This window comes from Saccharothrix tamanrassetensis (assembly GCF_014203665.1).
Classification (GTDB): Bacteria; Actinomycetota; Actinomycetes; order Mycobacteriales; family Pseudonocardiaceae; genus Actinosynnema; species Actinosynnema tamanrassetense.
The window spans coordinates 187,779-213,701 of sequence record NZ_JACHJN010000012.1; the positions used below are offsets into that span (position 1 = coordinate 187,779).

Annotated in this window: 18 protein-coding genes; 10 read left to right on the top strand and 8 right to left on the bottom strand. The window is 71.2% G+C overall.

Going from position 1 to position 25,923, the window contains the following annotated elements:
- Positions 1–31: 31 nt before the first annotated feature.
- Positions 32–877, bottom strand: a complete 846-nt coding sequence (locus tag FHS29_RS31380) for a class I SAM-dependent methyltransferase (RefSeq protein WP_184696971.1) — start codon at positions 875–877, stop codon at positions 32–34.
- A gap of 271 nt (positions 878–1,148) precedes the next feature.
- Entirely contained in the window at positions 1,149–2,729 is a 1,581-nt protein-coding gene (locus tag FHS29_RS31385) for a flavin monoamine oxidase family protein (RefSeq protein ID WP_184696973.1), read from the bottom strand.
- A 695-nt stretch (positions 2,730–3,424) separates the two neighbouring features.
- Here FHS29_RS31385 and FHS29_RS31390 point away from each other — a divergent pair.
- From FHS29_RS31390 to FHS29_RS31405, 4 genes are all read left to right on the top strand, one after another.
- A complete protein-coding gene (locus FHS29_RS31390; RefSeq protein ID WP_221456920.1) occupies positions 3,425–4,387 on the top strand; it encodes a helix-turn-helix domain-containing protein in 963 nt (320 codons plus the stop codon).
- A gap of 132 nt (positions 4,388–4,519) precedes the next feature.
- Entirely contained in the window at positions 4,520–5,566 is a 1,047-nt protein-coding gene (locus FHS29_RS31395; protein WP_184696977.1) for a helix-turn-helix transcriptional regulator, read from the top strand.
- Between the two features lie 156 nt (positions 5,567–5,722).
- Positions 5,723–6,772, top strand: a complete 1,050-nt coding sequence (locus FHS29_RS31400) for a helix-turn-helix transcriptional regulator (protein WP_312865182.1) — start codon at positions 5,723–5,725, stop codon at positions 6,770–6,772.
- A gap of 188 nt (positions 6,773–6,960) precedes the next feature.
- Complete coding sequence (locus tag FHS29_RS31405) at positions 6,961–10,422, top strand: AfsR/SARP family transcriptional regulator (RefSeq protein WP_221456921.1); 3,462 nt, start codon at positions 6,961–6,963, stop codon at positions 10,420–10,422.
- Positions 10,423–10,437: 15 nt separating this feature from the next.
- On the opposite strand, the gene FHS29_RS31410 is transcribed toward FHS29_RS31405, so the two are convergent.
- Positions 10,438–11,562 carry an acyl-CoA dehydrogenase family protein gene (locus FHS29_RS31410; protein WP_221456922.1) on the bottom strand — a complete coding sequence of 375 codons (1,125 nt, stop codon included), beginning with the start codon at positions 11,560–11,562 and terminating at the stop codon, positions 10,438–10,440.
- A gap of 472 nt (positions 11,563–12,034) precedes the next feature.
- Between FHS29_RS31410 and FHS29_RS31415 the strand changes: the two genes are divergently transcribed.
- Positions 12,035–12,397 carry a peptidase inhibitor family I36 protein gene (locus FHS29_RS31415; protein WP_184696982.1) on the top strand — a complete coding sequence of 121 codons (363 nt, stop codon included), beginning with the start codon at positions 12,035–12,037 and terminating at the stop codon, positions 12,395–12,397.
- Between the two features lie 80 nt (positions 12,398–12,477).
- On the opposite strand, the gene FHS29_RS31420 is transcribed toward FHS29_RS31415, so the two are convergent.
- A complete protein-coding gene (locus FHS29_RS31420; protein ID WP_184696983.1) occupies positions 12,478–13,392 on the bottom strand; it encodes a GDSL-type esterase/lipase family protein in 915 nt (304 codons plus the stop codon).
- Positions 13,393–13,506: 114 nt separating this feature from the next.
- Positions 13,507–15,876, bottom strand: a complete 2,370-nt coding sequence (locus FHS29_RS31425) for an ATP-binding protein (protein ID WP_184696985.1) — start codon at positions 15,874–15,876, stop codon at positions 13,507–13,509.
- 140 nt (positions 15,877–16,016) lie between these two features.
- Between FHS29_RS31425 and FHS29_RS31430 the strand changes: the two genes are divergently transcribed.
- From FHS29_RS31430 to FHS29_RS31440, 3 genes are all read left to right on the top strand, one after another.
- On the top strand, positions 16,017–16,673 hold the full coding sequence (locus FHS29_RS31430; RefSeq protein ID WP_184696988.1) for a hypothetical protein: 657 nt from the start codon (positions 16,017–16,019) through the stop codon (positions 16,671–16,673).
- 66 nt (positions 16,674–16,739) lie between these two features.
- On the top strand, positions 16,740–17,021 hold the full coding sequence (locus tag FHS29_RS31435) for a hypothetical protein (protein WP_184696990.1): 282 nt from the start codon (positions 16,740–16,742) through the stop codon (positions 17,019–17,021).
- A gap of 301 nt (positions 17,022–17,322) precedes the next feature.
- On the top strand, positions 17,323–17,697 hold the full coding sequence (locus FHS29_RS31440; RefSeq protein WP_184696992.1) for a hypothetical protein: 375 nt from the start codon (positions 17,323–17,325) through the stop codon (positions 17,695–17,697).
- 55 nt (positions 17,698–17,752) lie between these two features.
- Here FHS29_RS31440 and FHS29_RS31445 read toward each other — a convergent pair whose 3' ends face one another.
- Both FHS29_RS31445 and FHS29_RS31450 read right to left on the bottom strand, forming a co-directional pair.
- Positions 17,753–18,736, bottom strand: a complete 984-nt coding sequence (locus FHS29_RS31445; RefSeq protein ID WP_184696994.1) for an NAD(P)/FAD-dependent oxidoreductase — start codon at positions 18,734–18,736, stop codon at positions 17,753–17,755.
- Positions 18,737–18,951: 215 nt separating this feature from the next.
- Positions 18,952–21,294, bottom strand: coding sequence for an ATP-binding protein (locus FHS29_RS31450; protein WP_184696996.1), 2,343 nt, complete (start codon positions 21,292–21,294; stop codon positions 18,952–18,954).
- Positions 21,295–21,383: 89 nt separating this feature from the next.
- Between FHS29_RS31450 and FHS29_RS31455 the strand changes: the two genes are divergently transcribed.
- A complete protein-coding gene (locus tag FHS29_RS31455) occupies positions 21,384–21,959 on the top strand; it encodes a hypothetical protein (protein WP_184696998.1) in 576 nt (191 codons plus the stop codon).
- Positions 21,960–22,137: 178 nt separating this feature from the next.
- A complete protein-coding gene (locus tag FHS29_RS31460) occupies positions 22,138–23,439 on the top strand; it encodes a cation:proton antiporter (protein WP_312865183.1) in 1,302 nt (433 codons plus the stop codon).
- A gap of 98 nt (positions 23,440–23,537) precedes the next feature.
- Here FHS29_RS31460 and FHS29_RS31465 read toward each other — a convergent pair whose 3' ends face one another.
- Complete coding sequence (locus tag FHS29_RS31465; protein ID WP_312865184.1) at positions 23,538–25,784, bottom strand: ATP-binding protein; 2,247 nt, start codon at positions 25,782–25,784, stop codon at positions 23,538–23,540.
- Between the last annotated feature and the right edge of the window lie 139 nt (positions 25,785–25,923).

Below are 25,923 nucleotides of genomic sequence, written 5' to 3' on the forward strand. Positions count from 1 at the left end.
GTGGGGCACCGTTCAACCGCGTGCTTCGTCGTCAGCGCTCGCCCTGCGGCTTGCGCCAGGTCATGATCTCGGTAGGCGGGAGGTGTTCCGCGAAGCGGTCGTCTGGCGACACCCCGTCCAGCAGCGCTCGCAGGTCCCGTTCGAAGTCGGCCAACCGGTCGCCGAACAGGTGCGGCGCGGAGTCGGAGCGGGAGAACACCCACGCCACGATGTTGTCGGGTGCGCGGTCCACCACCTGTCCGGCAGGCACGACGTGGCGTTCGAACGCCTCGAACCCGGCTCGCTCGATGACCAGGTCTTCCCGGCCGGGCGTCCCGTTGACCAGCGTTCCCCGCCCCGCGCGCCGACCCGGCCCGAGGTACCGCTGCACCAGCTCGCGGATCTCCGCGTACGGAGGGGTCGGCGCCGGCAGCGGCGTCGACTCGGCGGGCGGGTCCTTGAGGTCGCTCATGTGGATGAACGCGCCGCCCGGCTCCAGCATCTCCAGCACGGTCGCGGCGACCTGGTCCCGGTCCGTCCAGTGGAACGACTGGGCGAACACCACCGCCCGGAACTCGCCCAGGTCGGCGGGCAGGTCCTCGGCGCGGGCGGTCGCCCACCGCACGTTGGTCGCCTCGCGGCGCGCGGCCTGCCGCGCCGCCTCGGCCACCATGCTTTCGTCCGGGTCGATGCCGACCACCTCGGCGAAGTGCGGCGCGAGGGCCAGCGCCACGATCCCCGGGCCGCAGCCGACGTCGAGCAGGCGGCCGGTGCCGTCCAGCCCGAGCGCCGCGACCAGCGTCTCGACGAAGCCCGGAGCGTACGGAAGGCGTCCGCGCTCGTAGTAGGCGGCAGATCCCTCGAACAGGGAGCTGTCCCACTCCCATCCGTCGACCATCTCCGAAATCATCCCGTCGAGTCGCGAACCGCCACGCGGATCTGTTCCCGGCCGGCGGCTTCGCGCCGGTCCCGCAATCGCGACCTCTCGTCGTCCGCCACCACTTCGGGCAACTCGTGGACGGCCGTGCGTCGGTGCGCGGTGTAGTCACGTTTCCGGAAGATGGCCCTGCGGTGCCGGCCGAGCGGCAAACTACCGCAACTCCAAGTCGAACGCCTGCTCGACGATTCCTGGGCCCGCGGCCGAACACCGCCCGCGGCCGGCGGGAGCTTCAGCCGGCTGCGACGCGGTGGTGGATCTCGGTGACGGCCTTGCGGGCGGACAGGAATGCGCCGTCCTGCCAGGAGATCCAGTGGCTGAGCCAGTCACCGGCGAAGTGGACGCGGCCGGCGGGACGGGTGAGCAGCCGGTACTCGGGGGAGTCGTGGGAGGGCCATGTCACCCAGCCACCTTCGATGAACGGAGTCCGCGACCACGCCACCGAGAACGACGACCGCACGTCCCGCCGGTACGCGTCGCCGTAGATCTTCGCGCCCTGCGCCAGCGCGCGGCGGGTTCGTTCCTCCGGCGTCAACCGGTCGTAGACCTGGGCTTCCGCGTCGATGTTGTAGTAACCCAGGACCACACCGCGTTCGGTGTGCAACCCGGAGGACGGGAACCAGATCTGGTACAGGTCCAGGTCGGTGCGGCTGATCCCGCCGTAGATCCGCAGGTCCTCCTCCCACCAACGACGGCCGTACTCCAGTCCGAGCTTGCCCACCGGGTTCGGTGTCGGGGTGGCCAGTGCCGCGGACACCTCCTGGCCGAGGTTGTGCCGGAGCCGGGCCAGGATGTGCGGCGGCAGGGCAGCGACGCAGAAGTCGCCCCGTTCCACCCTCATGACGCCGTGCGGATCCCGGTAGGCGACCTCCACCCCGTCATCGTGATTCGTGATCGACCGGACCTCGCACCGGTACCGGATCCTCGACGCGCCCACGGCCGCCGCCAACGCCACCGGTATCCGGTCCATGCCGCCGACCACCTGGTACATCATCATCGCGTACTCGAAGTTGAGCTCGAAGGCGAAGAGCCGACCGAGGTTGCGGGAGAAGACCTGGGACAGCGCCTCCGGCGGACCCAGCACCGTGCCCTTCTCCGTGCCCGCGCCCGGCAGCACCGAGTAGCCCCGGCGACTGCCGCCCCGGTAGGCGAACCCGTCGGCCCGACCACCGATGCCGCCGAAGGACTCCAGGAACGACAGCAACCGCTCCTTGTCCACGGCCGACAGCTCGCCGTCCAACGCGCCCCGGTCGGTGGCCTTGGCCAGCAACTCCGAGACGTAGCCGAAGGTGTCGGCCTTGACCGCCCGTATCGTGGTCGGGCGGTCCTCCACCCTCTCCTCGTACAGGTGCGCGTTGGCGTTCTGGCCGGCGAAGGGTTCGATGGGTACGCCCAACTCCCGGCAGTAGTCCAGCGTGATCATGGACTGCGCCAGCCTGGCGGCACCGGCGTTGAAGTACTGCCCCCGCGAGAACTCCGCGGTCTGCACCCGCCCGTCCAGGTCCCGCGCCCGGTCCCCGCCCCGCAAGGTCCAGACCCGGCCTCCCGGACGCTCGCCCGCCTCCAGGACCACGCACTCGTACCCGGCTTTGCCCAGCTCGTACGCCGTGGCCAACCCTGCGATGCCCGCACCCAGCACCACCACCCGACGGCCGCGCTCGCGCGGATCCAGATCCCCGGCCGACGGCGGGACGAACGGCGTGGCATCGGCCTCGGGCGTCAAACCCAGCGCACCCATCGTGTGGAACAGCGCGCCCGCGCCGCCGGCCATGCCGACAGCCTCCAGGAAACGCCGACGTGTCAAAGGGGTCATCTGCACTCCCAACCTCGGATACCGTGGCGGCGGGGTGTGGCTGTGGAGGCCTGAAGGCCGGCTGAGCGTCACAGCGACTGGTTCACGGCAGACCTGCGAAACACGAGGATCGGACCACGGCCCACGGCCACCGTCCACGGCCGTTCGATTCCCCTGGTGCGTTCGGCCACCGGAACTGCCCACTCGGGCAATCCTGGTGGCCGGCACGCAACGAGTCCCTTGTAGACACTTCGGCACCGTTGTGGCGCTTGACCTGCACACCCCGGCACCGCGCCCTTGGTGGACGCGGTGCCGGAGTCGGTTGCCGCGAGCGGTGGTTCAGCGAACCTCGGACGTCACCCGCCGTGGCGGAGCGCCGGAGGCGGTGGGGCTCCCGGCGGAACTACAGCGGCAGCCCCGGTGACAGGCTCGCGAACCCGGCCCTGTGCATTCCTCCTGCCCTTGATGAAAGGGTTTCGGACTTCGGCAACACCCAAACCGGCCGGATGAGTTTCCCCCGGCGAACTCTTCTCGGCGGTCTCATCGGAATGCTGTCACCGTGCTCGGCTGCGCGGCTCGCGTCCAGTGCACGGATGTTGGCCCTCGGCGCACTACCGCCTCCTCGGGGGCTATGGGATCCTCCTCGCGGGGAGCCGGCGCGAGGGGGATTCGTGGAGAGGGTTTTCGACAGTGCAACGCTCCCGATTCGCGATCGGGTGGACGCATGGGAGGCGACGACGGCTTCGGCGCTGGTCACCACGGAATTCCGGGTGCCCGATCCGGGTAACTTCGTGGCCGCTCTGAAATCCACGTCGCTGGGAACCGCGCAGGTGACCGCGCTGTCCTACAATTCACTGCTGTCCAGGCGGACCCCCACCCTGATCCGCCGGTCGGATCCCGAGCAATACCAACTCGCCTTGATCCGCACCGGGCACCAGGGCATCGACCAGGCCCGGACCCGCACGCTGGTCGAACCCGGAGAGGTCGTCGCCTACGACAGCTCACGGGCGTTCGACGCTTGGGTCGACACGGGCCCCGAGGTCGTGCGGTCGGTCGTGCTGCAGTTCCCGAAGCGGTTGCTGCCGTTGCCGGACGCACGGGTCGCCCGCCTGCTGGCCAACCCGCTGCCGCCGGGCGACGGCGTCGTACGGCTGCTGTCGCAGTTCCTGACGGCACTGGCCGACGAACAGGTCGTGTGCACCGCACGGGACGCGGTTCGGCTGGAACACACCGCGGTGGACCTGGCGGCGGTCGCGCTGGCCCACCACCTGGACGCGGGCGAGCCGCCGCTGCGCTCACCGCAACGCGTGCTCTACCTGCGGATCACCTCGTTCATCAACGAACACCTGCACCGGCCGGATTTGACCCCTCCGGCGATAGCGTCGGCCCACCGGATATCGCTCCGCTACCTGCACCGGATATTCCAACAGCAGAACGACCGGACCGTGCACGCCTACATCAGGTCCCGCCGGGTGGAATGCTGTCGACGGGACCTGGCCGATCCGAGCCTGCAGCACCGCGGCATCGGCTACATCGCCGCGCGGTGGGGTTTCGTCCAGCCGGCCGATTTCAGCCGTGCCTTCCGTCGGGCGACGGGGCTCTCTCCTCGGGAATACCGCGTTCGAGCGATCACCGCCGCCGCAGAAGCGGACCGGGGGAACGACTCCGCTGCCCCTTGAGGTCGATCCGTGGCCCGGTCCCGCCTCCGGCGGCGCGGACCCGCACACCAACGGGTGACACTTCGGACGAAAGTCCACCGTGGCAGCGAAATCCGGTTGTCCTCGCCGGTGCGCCGGCCCAACACTGCGGTGATGACACGATGGGGCGAACGCCTGCGGTGGGGGCTTTCGGAAGCGGCCGGCCAGGGCGCGGACCGGCACACGATCGCGGAAATGCTCTCCACTGCCATCACGCCGTGGGTTCCGCACGACGGGGTGCGCCTGTCCGGGATCAGCCCGCCTTCCACGCCCGGCCCCGGAGCGCTGGGGTACTGGCACGGGTACCCGTCCGCGATGGTGCAGGCGTTGCGGTGCGAGCAGAACGACAGCGCCCGACCGCTTGCCGCAGCGCAGCCGCCGATCCGCCTCGGACCGCCTGCCGTGTTCCGGCAGGCTCCACGCCGGGAGGACGCCGGAACGCTGTCCGACGAACACGATGTCGGCGGCGAACTCCGGTTGCCGCTGCGCAATGCCCGGGGAGTGTGGGGGACGCTCGGGCTGCTGCGCGCCAAGGGCCGTCCGCCGTTCGACGCCGCCGACGCCGATCGCGCGGCGAGTCTGGTTCCCGCGCTGGTCGAAGGACTGCGCGCGTTCGTGACGGCCGGGCCCCTGGCACCGGACGCCCCGGCACTGCCCACGGGCCTGGTGGTCTTCGGCCCGGACAACACGGCGGTCTCCGCGACCGACCAGGCACTCGCCTGGCAGGAGCAGCTGAAGCGCCGCCGGTGCAACACCGACATGACCCAGGACCCGTGGTTCGCCGGCGGTCTGGTGACCCAGGCCCGCCGGCACGCCCAAGACCCCGGGACACCACCCGCGGTGTTCTGCGTGCCGGCGGTCGAACAGGGGCGCTGGACGGTCCTCCGCGCCGAGGCGCTGCACGGCGACGGGTATGCCGACCACGTCGCGTTCTTCGTGGAAGCCGCCGGCGCCCAGCTGCTGCCCTCGTTCTGCGACTGGTACGGCATCAGCCGGCGGGAACAGCAGGTCGTGGCCGAGCTCTGCGACGGTGCGCCACCCAGGTCCATCGCCCGGCGACTCGGCCTGTCCGCGCACACCGTGAACGACCACCTCAAGGCGGTGTACCGCAAGACCTGCGCCTCCGGCCGCGACGAACTCGTCGCGGCGATCACCACCTGAGCGCAGTGACGGGGGAGCCCCACCACTGCCTCGTCATCGGCGTTGCCGTCTCCGCGGACACCGGGCCGGAGCAGCGGTCCGACGCCCGCTGGCCCGAGTGGGTGAAGTGAACCGGTCATCGCCCCCTCCGCCGGTCGGCACGCCAGACTCGACCATGTGACTCGGTCGGGGGATCGGCTGCTGCGAGAGTTGTCCGCGGTGGCGGTGCAGCAGGCGAGCGCGGCTGAACTGGGTCAGGAGGTCTCGCGGGCCGTCGCCCCCGTGGTGGCGCATGACGGCGTGCGACTGACCGGCACCACCCCTTCTGCGGTGAACGGCGTGGCGCCCTTGGGTTTCGCGCACGGGTACGGGGCGGATTTCGCGCGTGCGTGGCCACTGCACCGCATGAGCGCGGCGGACCCGTTGCGGTGGGAGGCGCTGGCCCGACGTCCGGTACCGGTGGGGGTGATCGCCGCTGACGGTGGTGATCCGCCAGGCGACCCGACCGCTCGGCGCCTGTTCACCGATCACGGGGTCGGTGCTGAGTTGCGGCTGCTGCTGCGGGACACCCGTGGTGTGTGGGGATCCCTGAGCCTGCTGCGGGCGCGGGGCGGGAGGTCGTTCGACGCCGACGACGTACGCCGGGCGGCCTGCCTGGGACCGTCGTTGATCGCCGCGCTGCGCGGGTACGTCGTCGGCGGTCCGTTGACCCCGGCCGGGCCGGCGGAGCCACCGGGTGTGGTGATCATGGGCCCCGACAACACGACGCGGGCAGCCACACCCCAGGCGGACCGGTGGCGCCCGTGCGACGGCGGACAGCGGCAGGACTGGATGGGGAAGGTCTTTCTCGCCGCGCTCTCGTCCGAGGCGCGTCGGCACGCCCGCGATCCCGGCACCCCGGCCGCCGTCGTCTACGGGCCCGCCGCGACTTTCGGCCGGTGGGTCGCCTTCCACGCGCAGCCCACCGACCCTGAGGGCGCGGGCGATGTCGTGGTGGTCCTCCAGGCGGCCTCCGGTGCCCGGTTGCTCCCCGCTTTCTCCGACTGGTACGGCATCACCGCCCGGGAACGCCAGGTCATCGCCGAACTGCTCGACGGAGCGGTGCCCAAGCAGATCGCGCGCCGCCTCGACGTGTCCCCGCACACCGTCGACGCCCACTTCAAGTCCATCTTCCGGAAGACCGCCGCCGACGGCCGCCACGAACTGATCACCGCGTTGACCGGCTGACCGGTCGGTTCCGAGGCTTCACCACCTGGATCTGGTCGACCACCGGGCAGAGGACCGGTGTTGCGTCGTTCGGGTGCAGCTCCCGGGCCGTACTGCGGACGGGCCGCGGAACCCGGCACGATGTCCGGTGTGGCAGCGTCGCGCACGGGAATCGAAGACGTCGCCGTTCGGGTCGTGTGACGGTGGGGATGGCGGCTTCGAGCTCGGCGGTGCACCGCACGATCGTGGTGGTCGGGGTGGAGGGCTTCGGCGACCCCCACCGGACGCTGCCCCACCAGTTGGGCACCCGCGAGGGCCTGTACCGGGTCGTCGACCGGGCATTGCGGGCGGTCGGGGTGCGGTGGCGGGACTGCTACCACGAGGACCGCGGCGACAGCGTGTTCGTCCTGGTGCCGCCGGAGGTCTCCAAGGGGCCGCTGGTGGAGGTGGTGCCCGAGGCGCTGGCACGGTCGCTGCGGGAGCACAACGTGACCGTCCCGCCCGAGCAGCACGTGCGGCTGCGGGTGGCCGTGCACGCCGGCGAGGTCGCCTTCGACGACCACGGCGTCACCTCCACCGCGCTGACCACCGCCTTCCGCCTGCTCGGCGCCCCGGCGCTCGGGCAGGCCCTGGCCGGTTCCCCCGGCACGGTCGCCCTGATCGTGTCCCGCTGGATCTTCGACGAGGTCGTGCGGCACTCCGCCGTGCTCGACGCCACCACCTTCCGGCCGGTGCCGGTAGCGGTCAAGGAAACCCGTGGTACCGCCTGGATCGCGCTGCCCGACCAGCCCTACCCCGCCGACCCCGCAGTCCTGGACCACCGCGTCGACGTCGGTCACCCCGAAGCCGGGTCGGACGGGCTGGAGTTCGGGGTCCTGGGGCCGGTGGCGGTCCGGCACCGGGGACGGGAACTCGTGGTGGGCAGTGCGCAGCAGCGGTGCGTGCTGGCGCTGCTGCTGCTGGACGCCGGTCGTGTCGTGTCGCTGGAGCGGCTGGTCGACGCGTTGTGGCGGGACGACGCGGTGCCGCGCACAGCACGCAACGTCGTGCAGAGGTGCGTGTCGGATCTGCGCAAGCTGCTCGCCGTGGACCCGCAGGTCCGGTTGGCGCACAAGCCGCCCGGTTACCTGCTGGAGGTGCGGCCGGAGCGGGTGGACCTGCACCGGTTCCGGTCGCTGGTCGGGCAGGCGCGCGGCGCCGCTGATCGGGCTGTTTCGTTGCGGCGGGCGTTGGAGCTGTGGCGGGGTGAGCCGCTCGCCGACGTCGACGGCCTGGAGTCGGTGCGGCAGGCGTTGGCCGAGGAACGGTCGGCGGTGCTGGAGGACTGCCTGGAAGCCGAGGTCGACAGCGGGCGACACGCCCAGGCGGTGCCGGAACTGCGCGGGCTGGTGTCCGACCACCCCCTGCGCGAGCGGCCGACCGGGCTGTTGATGCTGGCGCTGTACCGCGGCGGCCGCCAAGCCGAGGCGTTGGAGCACTACCGGCACACCCGGCAGCGGCTGGCCGGGGAGCTGGGCACCGACCCCGGCCCCGCGCTGCGACGGCTGCACCACCGCATCCTCACCGCCGACCCCACCCTGGCCGCCACACCCGCCGACGTGGCACCCCCGGCGAAGGTCACGCACCCCCCGGCGCAGGTCCCGCACCAACTGCCCACCGCGCCGGCGCCGTTCGTCGGCCGGCGGGACGAACTGGCTCGGCTGGACAGCACGGTGGCCGCCGCGGACGGGGCGTCCACCGTGCTCATCTCCGCCATTGGCGGTGCCGGGGGCATCGGCAAGAGCTGGCTGGCGCTGCACTGGGCGCACCGCCACGCCGACCGGTTCCCCGACGGGCAGCTGTTCGTCGACCTGCGCGGCTTCAGCCCGGACAGCGAGCCGATGAACCCGGCCGTGGCAGTCCGCGGGTTCCTCGACGCCCTGGGAGTGGCGCAGGACCGCATCCCGGTGGAGGCGCACGCCCAGACCGCGCTGTTCCGCAGCCTGGCGAGCGGCAGGCGGATGCTCGTCGTGCTGGACAACGCCGTCGACACCACGCAGGTCGCGCCGCTGCTGCCCGGCGGCACGACGTGCGCGGTCCTGGTCACCAGCCGCAACCACCTGCCCGGCCTGGTCACCGGCCACGGTGCCCGCCACCTGTCGCTGGACGTGCTGCCCGAGGCCGACGCCCGCGCCCTGCTGACCGACCGGCTCGGCGCCGCGCGGATCGCCGCGGAACCGACGGCGGTGCGCGAGCTGGTCGACCTGTGCGACGGCTACCCGTTGGCGCTGGGCATCGTCGCCGCCCACGCGCACATGCGCCCCCGCCTGCCGCTGGCGGCGCTGGCCGACGAACTGCGCGAACTCGGCCTGGAAGCGCTCGACGACGACGATCCCGCCGCCAGCCTGCCCACCATCCTGTCCTGGTCCTACCGCAACCTCGCTCCCGACCAGGCCACGGCGTTCGCCCTGCTCGGCATCGCTCCCGGCCGCGACATCGGCCCGCACGCCGCTGCGAGCCTTTTCGGCCTGCCCGGGGACACCACCAGGGCGGTGTTGCGCGGACTGGAACAGGCATCACTGGTCAGCCAACACGCACGCGGGCGCTACCGGATGCACGACCTGATCCGCCGCCAAGCCGTCACCACCGCCCACGAACACCTGACGGCGGAAGCCCGGGAGACGGGGCTGCGGCGGGTGATGAGCCACTACCTGCACACCGCACACGCCGCCGCCTGCCTGCTGAACCCCCACGCCGAGAAGATCCCGCTCGCCCCGCCCACGCCCGGCAGCCGTCCCCACCCGCCGGCCGACGACCCCGCCGCGATGGCCTGGTTCGACACCGAACACGCCAACCTGCTGGCCGCCCAACGCACCGCCGACACCCACCGGTGGTACCAACCGGTGTGGGACCTGGCCTGGACCTTGCTCACCTTCCACGTCCGGCGGGCACACCGCCACGACGACCTGGCCGTGTGGCAGGCGGCACTGGACGCCACCAAGCACCTGCCCGAACCCGGCACCCGCATCCGCGCCCACCGGTTCCTCGGTCGCGCCTTCGCCCGGCTGGGGCGCCACGAGGAGTCGGCCCGACACCTGCACCAGGCCCTGGCCCTGGCCGACCGGCACCACCTGCCCCTCCACCAGGCCCACACCCACCAAGTGCTGTCGCTGGCCGCCGAGGCGCAGGGGGACGACCGGCGAGCCCTCGACCACGCCACCCGCGCCCTGGAGTTCTACCGGGCGCTGGACCTGCCGGTGTGGCAAGCCGATGCGCTCAACGCCGTGGGCTGGTTCGCCACCCGCCTCGGTGACCACGACACCGCGCGCGAACACTGCCACGCCGCACTCGTCCTGCACCGCCGCCACCACAACACGGCCGGCGAAGCATCCACTTTGGACAGCCTCGGCCTGGTCGACCACCGCACCGGCCGTCATGCCGAAGCCGCCCACCACTACGAGCAGGCACTCGCGCTGTTCCGCGACCTGAACAACACCTCACAGGCCGCCGACACCCTTGACCACCTCGGCCACCCCTACGTCGCGCTCGGCCGGCACGAGAAGGCCCGCGCGGTGTGGCGAGAAGCGCTCGAACTGTTCCGGCGACAAAGCCGTGACGACGAAGCCGAACGAGTGCAGCGACAACTCGACGCACTCGGTCAGGTCGACGGCGACGAACCCGCGGGGCCGTGAACCAGGGGCTGTCGGCTAGAGGAAGGTGGTCGAGGGCGTGAGGCCGGCGAGCGTGCGGCCGAGGAGTTCGAGGTTGGTGGTGGGGGAGACCAGCGCGTGCAGGCTGAGCGCGCGGATGTCGCGGCTGATGCGCTGGATGGGTGCGGTCGTCCGGAGGGACGACCCGCCGCTGGCCGAGCTGACGACGTCGACGGCTTCCTTCGCGATCCGGGCCACGTAGCCCATGTTGGCCCTGGCACGCACCCTGTCCAGCACGGTCGGGGACGTGCGGTCGGTCTCACCGGCCTCGGCCAGCCGGGCGGTGTGGGTGGTGAGGTGCTCGGCGCACGCGGTCTTCATCGTGGCTTCGGCGAGTTGGAAGTGGGTGATCGGAGCTTCGTGCTGCGCCTGGTGGTCGGTGTAGGTGATGCCCCGGCGGTGGATCCGTTCGGTGAAGTCGGCCAGTGCCGCGTTGGCCAGGCCGAGGAAGGTCGCACAGGTGATCGCGCAGAGGTACGGCATGAGGGCGGCCCGGTAGTACGGGTCCTGCGAGTTGGTCTCGGACCGGAACCGCCCGTCGGCCAGGGCCGGGGCCACGGGGAGCACGCGGTGGGCGGGGACGAAGAGGTCGTGTGCGACGACGGTGTTGCTGCCGGTGCCGATGAGGCCGGTGACGTCCCAGTCGTCCAGGACCTCCAGGTCCGACATGGGCACGAGCACCCACAGCAGTTCCGGTGGACGGCCGTCGACCGGTGCGGTGGTGGTGATGAGCGTGTCCCACTGGGCGTGCAGGCAGCCGGTGTTGAACGAGGACCGGCCGTCGACCACGTAGCCGTCGCCGGTGGGGGTCGCGGTCATGGTCGGGTTGAACACGCCGGAGACGCGGACGTCGGGGGTGGAGAACACCTCGTCCTGGGCCTCGTCGGGGAACAGCGCGACGATCCGGGCAGCCGAGACGTGGATGACCTCCACCCACGCGGTGGAACCGCAGGCCTCGGCGATCGTGGTGAACACCTCGGCCTGTGCGGTCGCCCCGGTCTGGTAACCGCCGTAGCGGCGCGGAACGGTCATCCGGTGCAGCCCGGTCGCGGTCAGCGCCTCGACGACCTGGTCGGGAATTCGCCGCTCTCGTTCGGCACGGACCGCATTGTCCCGAATCAACCCGGAGATATCCGCCACGCGTTGACGAAGGTCCCGGCCCGACGGTACCGATGTGCTGAGTGTCATCGTATTCCCTCTGCGGTGGAGCGTCGGGCCCGGCGACCGCGCTGGAAGTAGCGTAATGCCTGGCCGAACAAGTCCGGATGCACCGATCGAACGAATCGGCTAATGAAGCGACGCTCATGTGCCAATTGAGACCGCCCGTGGAGGTGCAGGTTCCTGCGGCCGATCGAGCGGGTCCGGTGGAGTGCGCAGCGTGACCACGTGGCCGGGTGGGAGTGCCCTTGGAGTGACCTCGCGACGCTGCCCACCGCTGTGACGTCGTCCGGGGTGCCGCTTCCTTGCCTCGACGCGAGGCGGTCCTCCTTTGGTCCACAACCAAAGTTGTAACGCTGAGTAGTTGAACCCGCTTAGCGTCGTCAACGACCGGCGGACCCATGCCGGTCGGGGGAACAGCAAAGGGGGAGCAATGATGCGCATCCGACGTGTGATCGCCGCGATCGCCCTGGCACTCGGCGCGACGACGGCCCTGACCGTGCCGGCCTCTGCCGCACCGGCCAACTGGGAGTGCGAGGAATGGTCGTTCTGCATCTACTACGGCGAGAACGGGGAATCGCCGCGATTGGGCATGAAGAAGGGCGCCTACGACCTGGGCGGCATCTCCGGCGGCAAGCTCAACGACCACGTCTACTCGGCGCGCAACATCAGCGGCAAGGCGTGGTGCCTGTACGAGCACGCGGGATATGACACGCCGATCGACACGATCCCGGACAGCTTCCAGGGCCGGATCGCCGATCACATCCGCGGCAAGGTCAGTTCCGTTCGGCCCTGTTAGCGGACGCCGCGGGTGCCTGCCCACGCGACTGTGGGCGGGCACCCGTGACTGGCCGGTACTGCGGCGGCTTGTGCGCCGGGTCAGCGACGGGTGGCCTCAAGGACGGCGGAGGCGATCGCCTGGTGGCCTTCGGCCGTGGGGTGTACGTCGGTGTGGCGGCAGAAGTACGTCAAGTCGCACACCTTCGCCACCGGTGTCGGGATCGCCCCGTAGGTCGGGTCCTGGGTCGTCTCCGTCAACGGCCCGTAGCCTCCGGTCGCGGCGGTGACGTCCACGAAGTCCGCCCCGATCTTCTCGTACTCGGCCTTGAGGGCGGCGTTGAGGACGTCCCGGAACAAGGTCACCGACAGGCGCGCGAGGTTCTGGCCGTCCGGGAACGCCGGGGACACCCACGCTCCCAGGAACACGTCCGGGTAGGTCAGGCCGACGATCCGGGTGTCGCCGGCGGCTTCGCGCAGGGCGGGCAGGATGGCGGCCAGGTTGGCGCGGATGTCGGCCACCGCTCGGGACGCGCACGCCACCGCGTCCGACGCCCGCGCGCACGGTGCCAGGTCGTTGCCGCCGATCACCACCGTCACCAGGCCCACTCGCCCCTGGTGCTCGCGCAGCGTCTGCACGGCTGCGTCGAGTTGGGTGCGGCCCGCCGGATCGGGGGCGTCGGGGGCGCGGTTGCCGGGGGCGCAGCCGGGCTCGCCGCGCAGCTGCGCGGACGTGGCGCCGCTGCACGCGAGGTTGATCAGCCGCAGGTCCGACTGCCCGGCGACGACGTAGGCGAAGCCGTCCCGCGAAGCACCGGCCGGTGCACCTGCGTCCGCCGGCCGGTAGCCGGTCGCGTACGAGTCGCCCAACGACACGTACACGCGCTCGGCGGGAGGCGCGCTGCCGTTCGTCGATGCCGAGGTCGACGTCGCGGGGGTCTCGGCCGGCCCTGCGGTGCACGCGCCGATCAGCGCCAACAGCGGCCAGACCAGTGCGAATCGCCGAACTCCCGGCACATCGACCCCTCCCCGCGAAACGTGACCGTCCCGGTTTCCCGTCCTGCCGAGCCGCAAACCTGTGCCCGCCCACCACGGACCGGTGATCCGCAGCCCGCCAGGTGCTCGACGTCCTCACCCGCGATTCGGCCCTGGCGAGCATGGGTCCACTGTGGCCACGACATCGGCCACGACGTCGGCCAGGTGCCCGCGGATCTCGTCGGCACGGGGATCGCCGATGGCGGTGAAGATGTCGAGGGCCTGTCGCCAGTGGTGGTGGGCGGTGGGAAGGTCGCCCTCTTCGTGGCGGAGCGTCGCGAGGCCGTCGTGGGACAACGCCATGCGCAGCCGGTCGCCTCGGTTGTGGGCGATGTGCAAGGCGTGGGTGTAGGCGTCGCTCGCGTCGGCGGGTCTGCCGAGGCTGCGGTAGCAGTCACCGAGGTCGGTCAGCACCTCCGCCTCGGTGTGGTGGTCCTCGGCGAACCTGCTGCGTTCGAGCGCCTCGCTGAAGTGCACCAGGGCGTCCGCCGCCTCACCGAGGGCGAGCAGCGCCTTGCCGGTGTTGTCCAGGCTGATCGCCACGCCTTGGTGGTCGCCCGCGGCCCGGCACATGGCCAGGTCCTCCCGGTAGTGCCCGATCGCCTCCCGGTACCGCCCGGTCGAGCGAAGCACCTCGCCGATGTTGTTCAGCGCGCACGCCACCCGGTGCGCGTCGCCGATGTCACGGGCGATGGCCAGTGCGGCGCGCAGGTGGTCGAGCGCTTCGCTCGGCTTGCGGATCCGGGCGTACGCGATCCCCAGGTTCATCAGGTTCCACGTCTCGCCGTCGCGGTCGCCGTCCGCGCGAGCCGCAGCCCACCCTTGGAGGCTGGTGGTCAGCAGGTCGTCGGTGTGCACGCAGATGTGGAAGAACGAGAACAGGGAGGCCGAGAGCTGCCAGGCGAGCGCGTGCAGGTCGTGCGTGGTGGCGAGGTCCACGGCGGCGACCAGGTTGGCGCGTTCTGCCTGGCACCAGCGCAGCGCTCCGCCGTAGTCGGTGAAGCCGGGCGTCGGGTGCGGCGCGGGGTCGGGCAGCATGTGCCTGCGGCGGGGGACCAACAGGTGGTCCGCCAGGTTCACGGCGTGCAGGTGCCAGGTGAGCACGTCGACGCGCAACCGCGTGACGACCTCGGGCGGGTCCTCGGCGACCAGCCGCTCGTGGGCGAACCGGCGCACCAGGTCGTGGAAGCGGTAGCGACCGGCGTCGTGCTGGACCAGCAGGTGCTCGTCGAGCAGGGATTCCAGCAGCTGCTCGGCCCGGCGCGCGGGCAGGCCCAGCAGCGCGGCCACCGGTTCGACGGTGAAGTCGTGCCCGGGCAGCAGGGTGAGCCTGCGGAAGGCCGCCCGCTCGTCGTCCGGCAGGCACCGGTAGGACGTGGCGAACACCGTCCGGACCTCGCGGTCGCGCAACCGCAGCTGGCCGAGCCGGTCGTCCTCGTCGCGCAGCCGGTCGGCCAGGTCGGCGACCCGCCAGGAGGGCCTGCTCTGCAGTCGGCGCGCGGCGATGGCCACCGCCAGGGGCAGGTGTCCGCTCACCTGGGTGACCTCCCGGGTGGCCGCGAGTTCGGCTTCCACCCGGTCGGGCCCCGCCAGCCTCGCCATCAGCGCCAGCGAGTCGGCAGGCGTGAACACGCCGAGCCGCACCACCTCGGCCCCGTCCAGGCCGGACAACGGCCGGCGGCTGGTCACCACCACGGCGCAGTCCGGGTGGCCGGGCAGCAGCGGGCGGACCTGGTCCTCGTCCGCGGCGTTGTCGAGCAGCACGAGCGTCCGCCGGCCCGCTAAGCGGGCGCGGTAGAGCGCGGCGCGGGCGTCGATGTCACGAGGGATCCGGCTACCCGGAACGCCGAGCAGCTGCAGGAACATCTCCAGCACCGAGACCGCGTCCGCCGGGGCGACACCGTCGGCGTGGCCGCGCAGGTCCGCGTAGAGCTGGGAGTCGGGGTAGTCGTCCCGCAGTTGGTGGGACACGCGCACCGCGAGCCTGGTCTTGCCGACGCCCGCCATCCCGGTGATCGCCGCGACGGGCACCGCCCCGCGGCCCCGCCGTGCGGCCAGCAGCAGCCGCAACTGGTCGAGCTCCGCCTCACGCCCGATGAACTCGCCGATGTCGGCCGGGAGGTGCGCGGGCGTTCCGAGCCGGTCGGGGGCTTCTTCGGACGCGTGCCTGGCCGTGTTGCTGCGGGACACGCTGAGCTGTGCGTCGGCGGCGTTCCACGCGACCTTCCACACCTGGTGCACCGCCACCTCGGACGCCCCGTCGTCGATGGCCCGGCTCAGCCGCCGCACGGTGTCCCACGGCGGTACGTGGTCGCGGCGGGTGAACCACCGCTGCACGGTGCTCTTGCTCGCGCCCGCCGCCTCCGCGAGCCGCTGGTAGCTCAGCCCGTCACCGGACTTGGCCCGCACGAGCCGTCGTCCCAGTTCGTCCCACAGCCAACCGACCTCAGCAGGCGGGTTCCGCACCGCTCACCACCCGTCCCCACTCACCCGAAGGCGCTTCCGTCCCACCCCGACCCGCGCCGCGCGACTCACCCGAGCCGGGCGGTGATCCTGGGATCGCCCACTCCGCCTCGCGACAGGGTGAGACCACCATGATGCCCAAGATGGTTCCCGCCGTACTCATCGCGCTGGCCGTGCTCACCGCGTGTGCCGCCGGCGAACCCGCCCGGACCGACGGCGCGCCGCCCGCGTCGAACCAGTCCGAGGCACCGGTGCGCACCGGACCACCGTTGGACATCACCGACGACGACGGCTTCCGCTTCCGTCTGGAAGGCACGGCGGTGGGCCGATCGGCCACGGTGCCCGACATCGGTCACGACGGCGAGCAGAGCGCGCCGCCCGGCGAGGTGTTCGTCTACGCCGACCTCTTCGTGACCAACCTCCAGGCCGACCGGCCCGGTCCGCTGGAGGACTACCTGGAGCGCTGGTACCTGCAAGTCCCGAAAACGGCCGCCGACGATGGCCGACTGCCGTTCTGCGACGAGGGACTGCCGGGGTTCTGCGGTCACTACGCCGCCTGCTACCGGCTGGACCTGCCCCTCGGCGACGCCGATCTCAGCAACCTGGAAGAGGAGTCCTTCACGATGGCGCCGGGTGCACGCTGGCCGCTGCGCTGCTACCTGGGGCGCGGCTCGTTCGGCTCCTACAAAGGCGTGGTCCCCGTCGCCGAGGACGCCGCGGACCAGATCCACTTCGTCCGCATGAAGCAGTCCTGGGCTCAGACCGAAGAGCGCCAGGAGTTGGCGTTCCCGACGAACTGAACCACGTCGACAGTCGTCTCGCTCGAGACCTGATCACGTCGAATCTGTCACGAAAAGAGGAATTGCATGCGTACTCTCCTGCGCGGCGCGGCATCTGCCGCCCTGGCCTCAGCCCTCGTCATGTCGGTGGCGACCGGCGCCGAGGCGACCGTTCCGAACGATCTGTGCCGCACCAACATTGCCACGACCCTCTACACGAGCCCGACCTCGGGGATCCACGTCCCCAAGGGCGCGTTGGTCCGAATCCTCGACTACCGGGGGCCGGTCCACTACCTCGCCCGCTACGACGGGACCGTGGGCCAGATCGAGCGCAAGACGATCATCCAGTCGAGCTGCTACCAGCAGTGATCCGGTGAGCCCCGCCGACCACAGCCGCCGATGGGACGATGTGCGGGCCGACTCTGCCGTCGTCGACCCGTCCAGTCGCACCCTGGGCTGGGCCGGCATCGGTGGCTGATCGGATCACGGTGGCTGATCGGATCAGGTTGGCGGAAGCCGACCTGCGCGGCAGGGGTTGCCGGTCCTGGTGCCGGCGCGCCTGCCGTGCGGGGACCTACGTCCGTCGAGTGGCGGACCTCCTCGCCACCCCGGCCGACGGCGTCCGCACCGCGCGATCGGTCTTCCGGGACCTGCCACTAGCATCCGCGCGGTGGACCGCACCCGACTCGGCTCGTGGCTGATGATCACCCTGGCAACGGTTCAGGCGCTGGCGGTGGTGCTCGCCGGTCCGGCCGGAAGCCCGATGGTGATCGCGCTGGCGCTCGACGCCGCGGCCGTCGGCTCGGCCACCTGGCTCCTGCGCCGCCCGACCCACAGCCGCTGGCCCCTGACCGCGTGGGCGGCCGGTTTCTTCGGCTGGCACGTCACCGGCCTGGTCACCCTCGCGGGCATCGTGACGACCGGGCTCGACTCGCTGTTCGTCGTCGCCCCGCAACGTGAACTCTCGACCCTGTACCAAGCCGTTCTCACCACCGCCGCCGCCTTCGCCGTCCACTTCCTCCTTCCCCGACCCGCTCGCGCCTGACCTTCGACCCTTCGTCGGGTGCCAGCCCTGCCGGCGGGTCCGGCTGCGGCCTCGCTCAGCCGCGCCCCGGACCCGCCGGGATCGGCTCACGATGAGCGGCGACGGCCAGCCGGGTCTCCTCGGCGACGAGGTCCGCGTTGATCTGGGCACCGGCGGCGGCGCCCGCTGCGGCGGAGGCCCCGACGTGGGCGACCGGGTCGGTGACGTTGCCCGCCAGCCACACGCCGGGCACGTCGGCGCGGCCGGTCGCGTCGGCGGGGAAGTGCTCGCCGATCCCGGCGGGGTGCTCCACCGGCCGCAGGCCGAGATCCGCCAGGAACCCGCCGCGCGCCACCATGCGCGGTGAGACGACCAGTGCCTCGCGGCCGACCACCGTGCCGTCGGCGAGCCGGACCGCGGCGAGCCGGTCGCCGGCGGACTCCACCGACACCACCTCACCGGTGACGACGCGGATGCCGCGCGCGGCCAGTTGCTCGGCCTGCTCGTCGGACAGGGGCGGGGCGGTGTGGGCGAAGAACACGACATCGTCGCTCAACTGCCGGAACATCAGCGCCTGGTGCGCCGACATCGGGCCGGTCGCGAGCACGCCGACGGCCTGGTCGCGGACCTCCCACCCGTGGCAGTACGGGCAGTGCAGCACGTCACGCCCCCACCGTTCCCGCAGCCCCGGGACGTCCGGCAGTTCATCGACCAACCCGGTGGCCACCAGCAGCCGCCGCGCGCGGACCGACCGACCGTCGCCCAGCGCCACCGCGAACCCGTCGGCCTCGCGGACCACACCCCGCACTTCACCGCTCGACACCTGGCCGCCGTAGCGACGAACCTCCTCCCGACCGCGCGCCACCAGCTCGGAGGGCGGCATCCCGTCCCGGGCCAGCAACCCGTGCACGCCATCCGCCGGCGCGTTCCGGGGCGCCCCGGCGTCCACCACCAACACCGACCGCCGTGACCGGGCCAGTATCAACGCCCCGTTCAACCCCGCAGCTCCACCGCCGACCACCACCACGTCGTAGCTGTTCTCCAGCTGTTCGGTCACCATGACCACCTCCTGTGGACACGATGCGGACAACCCGGTCGATCGCGCAAACTAAGTTGCCGGTTCGGCAAGCTCCGAGGACGCCGCGTGTTGGACGACACCCTTGGGGGCCTGCATCCGTCGCAGCGCCAGATGCGACCCCGCCGCAGCGAGGTGAGCCCGTACCGCGGGGCCTGCACATCGCGACGGCTCGACGCAGGATTCGGAGACCCTCGCAGTCACCGCGCCGTTCGGTCGAGTTGGCGAAGTCGGGCACGGATCTGGGTCGCGTCCGGGTAGCCGACGCTCGAACCCAGGGCATGGCCCAGATGTTCGAGGATGGGCAGTGCTCGTTGCCATGCGCGCCGGGCGGCGCCGGGGTCGCCGTTGGCCAGGTGTGCTTCCGCGAGGCGGTTCAGCACGTTGGCCTCGTGGTAGCGGTCGTCCAACTGGTGGTGCAAGGCGATCGCCTGGAGGTAGTGGGTGATCGATTCGCGGTAGTGACCGGTGTTGTAGTGGATCACCCCGAGGATGCTCAGCGCGTGCGATTCGCTGCGACGGTTGCCCAGTTCCCGGCAGAGGCCAAGGGCTTCCTGGCAGTGGGCGAATGCGTCGTGGTGGTTTCCGAGGGCGGTGTGGTCGAAGGCGGTTCGGCACAGGGCCGCGGCTCGGCCGGTGCGGTCACCGAGGGCATCGAACAGTGCCAGTGCGCGTGTGCTGTTGCGGATGGATTCCGTGCAGAGGTCCTGGTGTTCGAACAGCCAGCTCAATTCGACGTGCGTGTGCCCCAGACCGTGCGGGTCCCCGATCTCGGTGAACAGGTCGATCGCTGATTCGAAGTGCTCGCGAGCCTCGTCGTAGCGCCCGAGCCACGGATATGCGCGGCCGAGGCCGCGGTGGGCGTGGGCACGTCCCAGTCGGTCGCCGTGCTTCAGCGTCGAGGACAGGGCGCTCTCGTTCGTCGTCGCGTTGTCATGCCAGTGTCCGCGTCTTTCGAAGAACTCGCCGAGCGTCCACGCCAGTTGCCAGGTGTGCGTGGGGTGCTCGGCGGCGGCGACCTGGATGGCGGCCATCAGGACGGCGTGCTCGTGGTCGAACCACGCCAGCGCCGCAGGGAGGTCGGCGAAGCGCTCGGGGGTCACTCCTTCGCGATGGACGGCCAAGGCGACCGGTAACCGGCGGGGGTGCAGAAGACGCGCGGCGGCATGTGCGGTGTGCAAGTAGTGGTCCAGCATCCGGCCTGTCGCAGCGTGCCGTTGCGGTCCGGTGTCGAGTGTGGTGGACCGTTGACGGGCGTAGGCGCGCAGCAGGTCGTGGAACGCGAACCGGCCGGGGCTGAGTTCTTGGAGCAGGTGCGTTCTGTCGAGTTCGGACACCAAGCGTCGCGCCGACTTCATCGGCACACCGGCAAGGCTCGCTGCGGCAGCTGTGGTGATGTCCGGTCCGGAGTGGATGCCGAGCAAGCGGAACAACCTCGCCGCATCGGGGCGCAGTCGGCGGTATGACCAGTCGAACACGGCTCGGACATCGACGGAGCCGTCGCCCGTCCCGAACACCTCCAGGTCGGTGTGGGCGTTGCGCAATTCCTCCGCCGGCACGGTGAGCGGGAACTCCGGGTGGATGACCGCGCGGGCTGCCGCGATGCTCAGGGCCAACGGCAGGCCCGCGCACAAGGTGATGATCTCCGTGAGAGCTTCGGGTTCGGCGTCGGCCCGCTCGGAGTCGATGTGTTCGAGCAGCAGTGCCCTCGCGTCGTCGTCGCCGAGCAGGTCCAAGGTCAGTGGACGAGCGCCCTGCGCGGCGACGAGACCGGTGAGGCGATTGCGGCTGGTGACGACGACCAGACACGTAGCGCCACCGGGCAGCAATGGACGAACCTGATCGGCGTCGCGCGCGTTGTCCAGCACGACAAGCACCCGTCGACCGGCTGTCAAGCTCCGGTACAAGCCGACCTGGGCGTCGAGGCCGACGGGGATCCGCTCCGGCGGAACCTCGAACGCGTCGAGGAAGCCGCGTATCGCCTCGGCTCTGCTCATCGCGCTGCCCGCGGGGTCGAAGCCACGCAGGTTGACGTAGAGCTGGCCGTCGGGGAAGTGGCTCGCCGCCTGGTGTGCCCACCGGACGGCCAACGCGGTCTTGCCGATCCCCGCCGTCCCTTGGATCGCGGAGATGACGAGCGTGCCGCGTGCTCCATCGGCCTGTCCCAACAGCCTGGTCAACGCTCGCAATTCGGCGTCGCGGCCGGTGAAGTGCCTCGTACCGGCCGGAAGTTGCCGCGGCACGGCGGACCGTGTGGAGCAGTGCAGGTGCAGACCGCCTTCGACGATGCCGGCCTGGACGGAAAAGCCGGGCGCGTCGCCGGCGATCATGTTGTCTACGCCGATCGACGGAACACCAGGGTTGCGCTCCATTGCCGAAGTGTCCCGCTTCACTTCCCCAGTCGCCGAGCCTACGTGGCTGGATGGCCCCGATTGGACGCAGGGACGGTTCGATCGAGAGGCAGGTCCGGTGGTGCCTGTTGCGATCGGGATGGACCGGAGAATTGTCAGGATGATCTGGGTCTGTTTAGGTCCGCGACCCACGCCGAGAGCGGTTGGGTCTCCTGACGGCCGGATCTGCCGACAATTGAATCCCGTTGACATGAACTGGCCGGATGGGTAATCTCGGATTCATGTGGTTGGACGAGTCGGGTGCATCAATCGTGCTACCCGGCTTGTCCGACCTCTTGAGTCGTTTCGACGCACCGGTGGCCATTGTGGAGCTGCCGCACATCGGCGCGGCGCACCGATTCGGCTGGCAGGGGATCGACGGCCGGCTGTGGTCGGTGGACGCGGAAAGCGTCCGGGGATTTGAGTCGCACGCCGTCGCGCGCACGATCCGGCGACTCGGTGTGCGTGTCGAGGACACCGATCCGGATTCGCTGCTGGCCACCGCGCTCGGGCAATTCCTCACCAACCGGAATGGTGCCGACGCGCCGCCGGGAACGCGCGAGGAATTCGACGTGGACGCCGCGCTGCGGGCCACAGCGCGGTTCATGGAATTCGGCGACACCGTGCGGGCCGAGATCGACGCGGCCGAGCGCACGACGGTGCGGTTGCACGTCGCCGACGGGGTGCGCGAAGTCGTCGCGGTGCACTGCCGCGACCACACCGGCGTCGTGACCGAGGTCGGCGGCAACACGGTGGTCGCCGTCCTGCCCACCGCCCACCTCCACGACGCCCGCCTCGGCCTCATCGCCGGCGCCTGACCGCGACCGAGCGCGCGTCAGGCCCGCATCGCCTGGTCAAGCCCGGCACAGGTGCCGCGGCTCCGCTCGTTGCCGAATCCGCCGGACTGGGTTAGGGCCCCTCCACGCCGGGTATCTGGCCCGGTGGAGGCGGCCGAATCCTCGTCCGACCGGTCAACGAGCGAAGAGGAGCCTCGTGGTGGGTTCGGGCGCCGTGGTCTACGCCAGCGTCGGCGTCGCGACCCTGCTGGCCGCGCTGCTGCCGCGCATCCTGGGCAGGGCACCGATCTCGATGCCCATGGTGTTCCTGGCCGCGGGAGCGATCGCGTTCACGGTTATCGGCCCGCTGCCCGATCCCGATCCGGTCCGGTACAACTCGATCACCCTGCACCTCGCCGAGCTGTGCGTGATCATCTCCCTGATGGGCGCGGGGCTCGCGCTCAACCGGCCGGTCGGTCTGCGCCGCTGGTCGACCACGTGGCGGCTGCTGGCCATCACGATGCCCCTGTCCATGCTCGCGGTCGGCGCGCTGGGACGGGGCCTGCTCGGCTGGGGCGTGGCCGCCTCGGTGCTCCTCGCCGCGGTGCTGGCGCCCACCGACCCGGTGCTCGCCAGCGAGGTCCAGGTGGCCGAGCCCGCGGAGGACCCGGACGACCCCGGCGAGGCCGAGGACGAGGCGCGGTTCGCGCTGACCTCCGAGGCCGGTCTCAACGACGGGCTGGCGTTCCCGTTCACCTACGCCGCGATCGCCATCAGCCTCGTCGGCGCGGCCCCGGACGCCTGGCTGTCGCACTGGTTCGCCGTGGACCTGCTGTGGCGACTGGCCTGTGGTCTGCTGGTCGGCCTGCTCACCGGGTGGGCGTTGCGCAAGCTGTTCTTCTCCGCGCCGTCGGAGAAGTTCCGGCTGGCGGAGCACGCGGAGGGGTTCGTCGCGCTCGCTGCCACGTTCCTGGCCTACGGCCTGACCGAACTGGCCGAGGGATACGGCTTCGTCGCGGTCTTCGTGTGCGCCTGCACGATCCGGGCGGGCGAGCGGTCCCACGGCTACCACCGCGTCCTGCACCAGTACGTCGAGCAGATCGAGCGCATGCTCACGGTGCTGATCATCTTCCTGCTCGGCGGGGCGGCCGTCAGCGGCCTGCTGGCGGGCACCGGCTGGCGGGACGTGCTGGTGGCGTTGGCGATCCTGCTCGTGGTGCGGCCGTTGACCGGGCTGATCGGCCTGGCACGCGGCAAGACCGGCCCCCGCGAGCGAGCCGTCATCTCGTTCTTCGGCGTGCGGGGAGTCGGATCGCTGTTCTACGTCGCGTACGCGCTCCAGTCCGGGCAGTTCGCCGACCAGGACGCGATATGGCGGGTGGTCGGCCTGGTGGTGATCGGCTCGATCATCCTGCACGGGATCACCGCGACCCCGTCCATACGGCTGCTGGACCGCATCCGGGTGCGCAAGGCACGAAGCCGGCACGGCGATCCCGACCAGGCGCCCAGGACCCCCGTGTGACCACAGCCGCCCGGTCGGGTGGTGTCGGTTCGTGGCCCAGAGGCCGGTTCGACCCAGCGGCCGGTGCAACTCAGCGGCCGGTCCACCCCAGAGGCGGTTCACCGTGCCGACTCGGTAGGACGGTGGTCGGGTGGGTACCGGGTCGTGTCCAGTAGTCGCCGGATCCGCGCGGCGTCCAAGTCCCGTTTCTGCTGTCGGTACCCGTGCAGTGCCTCCCGCCACAAAGCTTCGGCCCGATCCTGCTCGCCGAGAGCGGCGTGTGCGTGGCCGAGACGTTCGAGGGTGTCGGCTTCCCCGTAGACGTGGCCGAGTTCGCGGCGCAGGGCGAGGGCTTGCCCGTAGTGGTGGACGGCCTCGCGGTGTCGGCCGAGGTGGTGGGCGATGTGACCCAGGCCGTCGAGGGAGGTGGCCTCGCCATCGGGGTTGTGGTGCTGCCGCTGCAGGGCGAGTGCCGCCCGGAAGTGGGCGCGGGCGATGTCGTGGTCGCCGAGGCGGGTCGCGTACCAGCCCATCTGGTTCAGCGTGTCGGCCCGGCGCACGGGCTGGTCGAGGGTGTCGTGGAGCGCCAGGGCCCGGGTGGCGTGGTCCAGGGCGCGTCGGGAGTTCCCCCGCCATTGCCAGGCCCAGCCCAGCATCTGGTGGGTTCGGGCCTGCTGGGCGGGGTCGTCGTGCCGCTCGGCCAGGACGAGGGCCTGGTGGAGGTGTTCGACCGCGGCCTCGGGGCACTCCCGGACGGCGTGGGCGATACCGAGGTTCAGGTGAGTGCTGATGCGGATCGCGGGGTCGACCAAGTGGTGGGCGGCGTCCAGCGCGGCCTGCCAGACGAGCACGCGTTCGTTCAGGTGGCCGCGCCAGTAGTGGAAGGTGTCCAAAGCCCAGGCAAGCTGCCACACGACCTCGTGCCGTTTCTGGCCCGCGGCGGTGTGCAACGCGGCGAGGAGGTTGAGGTGTTCGGCGTCGAACCACGCCATCGCCGCTTCCGCATCGGGTAATCGGTGGAGTCGGGTTCCGGGCGACGGAGGCGTCAACCGCATCGGTTCTCGGTGGGGGTACAGGAGTTGGTCTGCGGCGTGGGCGGTGTGCAGGTAGTGGTCCACCACGCGCGACAGTGCCCGTGTGCGCTCGGCTTCCGGCAGGTGGTGGACGGATTCGTTGGTGTAGCGGCGGATGAGGTCGTGCATGGTGTAGCGACCGTGCGTGTTCTGGTCCAGTAGGGAGGCCTCGTGGAGGGCGCGCAGGCTCCGTGATGCTTCCGCTCTGGGCAACCCGGTCAGGGACGCGGCCGCGTCAAGGCCGATGTGCGGGCCGGGTGCGATGGCAAGCAGGCGGAAGATGTGTTGTTGTCCGGAAGTCAGCGCGCGGTACGAGGTCGCGAACACCGCAGGCAGACTGGCGGTGGGATCGTCGTCGTCCAAGGCGCCCACACCGGACTCGTGAAGCTCCAGGACGAGGTGTGCCAGCGGCAGCCCCGGATTGGTGTGGGCACGTCCGGCCACGATCGCCAACGCCAACGGGAAGCCGCGGCACAGTGCCAGCAATCGCGCTGTCGCGTCTGGTTCCGCGTTCAGGCGCCGGCTCCCGAGCCGCAGTTCCAGCGCCGCGCGGGCTTCGTCGTCGGAGAGCACGTCGAGCGCGAGGTGCCGGGCGCCGTGCCGGGTCACCAACCCCCTGAGGATCCGACGGCTGGTGACCACCACGGCACACGACCGCCCGCCGGGTAGCAAGGGCTCCACCTGCTCGGTGGAGGCGGCGTTGTCCAGGACGACCAGCACGCGTTTGTCCGCCGTCAAGCTGCGGTACAGCGCGGCCTGTCCGTCCAGGTCCGGGGGAATGCGGCCCGGGTCGACGCCCAAGGCGTCGAGGAAGCCGCGCACCGCCACCCCCGGCGACATCGGCTCACCCTCCGGGCTGAACCCGCGCAGGTCCACGAACAGCTGCCCGTCCGGGAACCAGTCCGGTCGCCGATGAGCCCAACACAGAGCCAGCCACGTCTTGCCGATCCCGCCCGCTCCGCCGATCACCGAGATCATCGGCGGTGACACCGCACGCCCCGTCGACTCGATCGACGCCGCACCGTGCAACGTGTCGTCGAGGGCGACCAGCGCCCGCGCCCGCCCGGTGAACAGGGCAGGCATCGCGGGCAACTGTCGCGGCGGCGTCACCTCCGACCGCTGGTGGAAATGCACCCCGCCGTGCACAACCCCGGCCTGTAGAACGTCGCCGCCGACGGTTGCGGTCAACTCGTTGCGCACCTCGCGACCACGACCGGCCACACTGCCCGCAGGCAGCTCGGACTGGGCACCCGTCACGATGTCGGACGGCCGTTCGGGCTCACGAATCGCCACTCTGAATCCCATCACCGTTACCTGCCGACATCCCCACGCTGGGGACGCCAAGCCGTACAGCAGATCAGGACCCACGCACCCACGTCCAGCAAGTGCTACCCGCTCGCCGCGGGGCGCAATCGCCGGACGGTGTCGCGGA

Excerpts from the sequence above, each read along its gene's own strand:
- FHS29_RS31380 (WP_184696971.1), bottom strand. The coding sequence starts at position 877 with ATGGTCGACGGATGGGAGTGGGACAGCTCCCTGTTCGAGGGATCTGCC.
- FHS29_RS31385 (WP_184696973.1), bottom strand. The coding sequence starts at position 2,729 with ATGACCCCTTTGACACGTCGGCGTTTCCTGGAGGCTGTCGGCATGGCC.
- FHS29_RS31395 (WP_184696977.1), top strand. The coding sequence starts at position 4,520 with ATGACACGATGGGGCGAACGCCTGCGGTGGGGGCTTTCGGAAGCGGCC.
- FHS29_RS31405 (WP_221456921.1), top strand. The coding sequence starts at position 6,961 with ATGGCGGCTTCGAGCTCGGCGGTGCACCGCACGATCGTGGTGGTCGGG.
- FHS29_RS31415 (WP_184696982.1), top strand. The coding sequence starts at position 12,035 with ATGCGCATCCGACGTGTGATCGCCGCGATCGCCCTGGCACTCGGCGCG.
- FHS29_RS31430 (WP_184696988.1), top strand. The coding sequence starts at position 16,017 with ATGGTTCCCGCCGTACTCATCGCGCTGGCCGTGCTCACCGCGTGTGCC.
- FHS29_RS31435 (WP_184696990.1), top strand. The coding sequence starts at position 16,740 with ATGCGTACTCTCCTGCGCGGCGCGGCATCTGCCGCCCTGGCCTCAGCC.
- FHS29_RS31445 (WP_184696994.1), bottom strand. The coding sequence starts at position 18,736 with ATGGTGACCGAACAGCTGGAGAACAGCTACGACGTGGTGGTGGTCGGC.
- FHS29_RS31455 (WP_184696998.1), top strand. The coding sequence starts at position 21,384 with ATGTGGTTGGACGAGTCGGGTGCATCAATCGTGCTACCCGGCTTGTCC.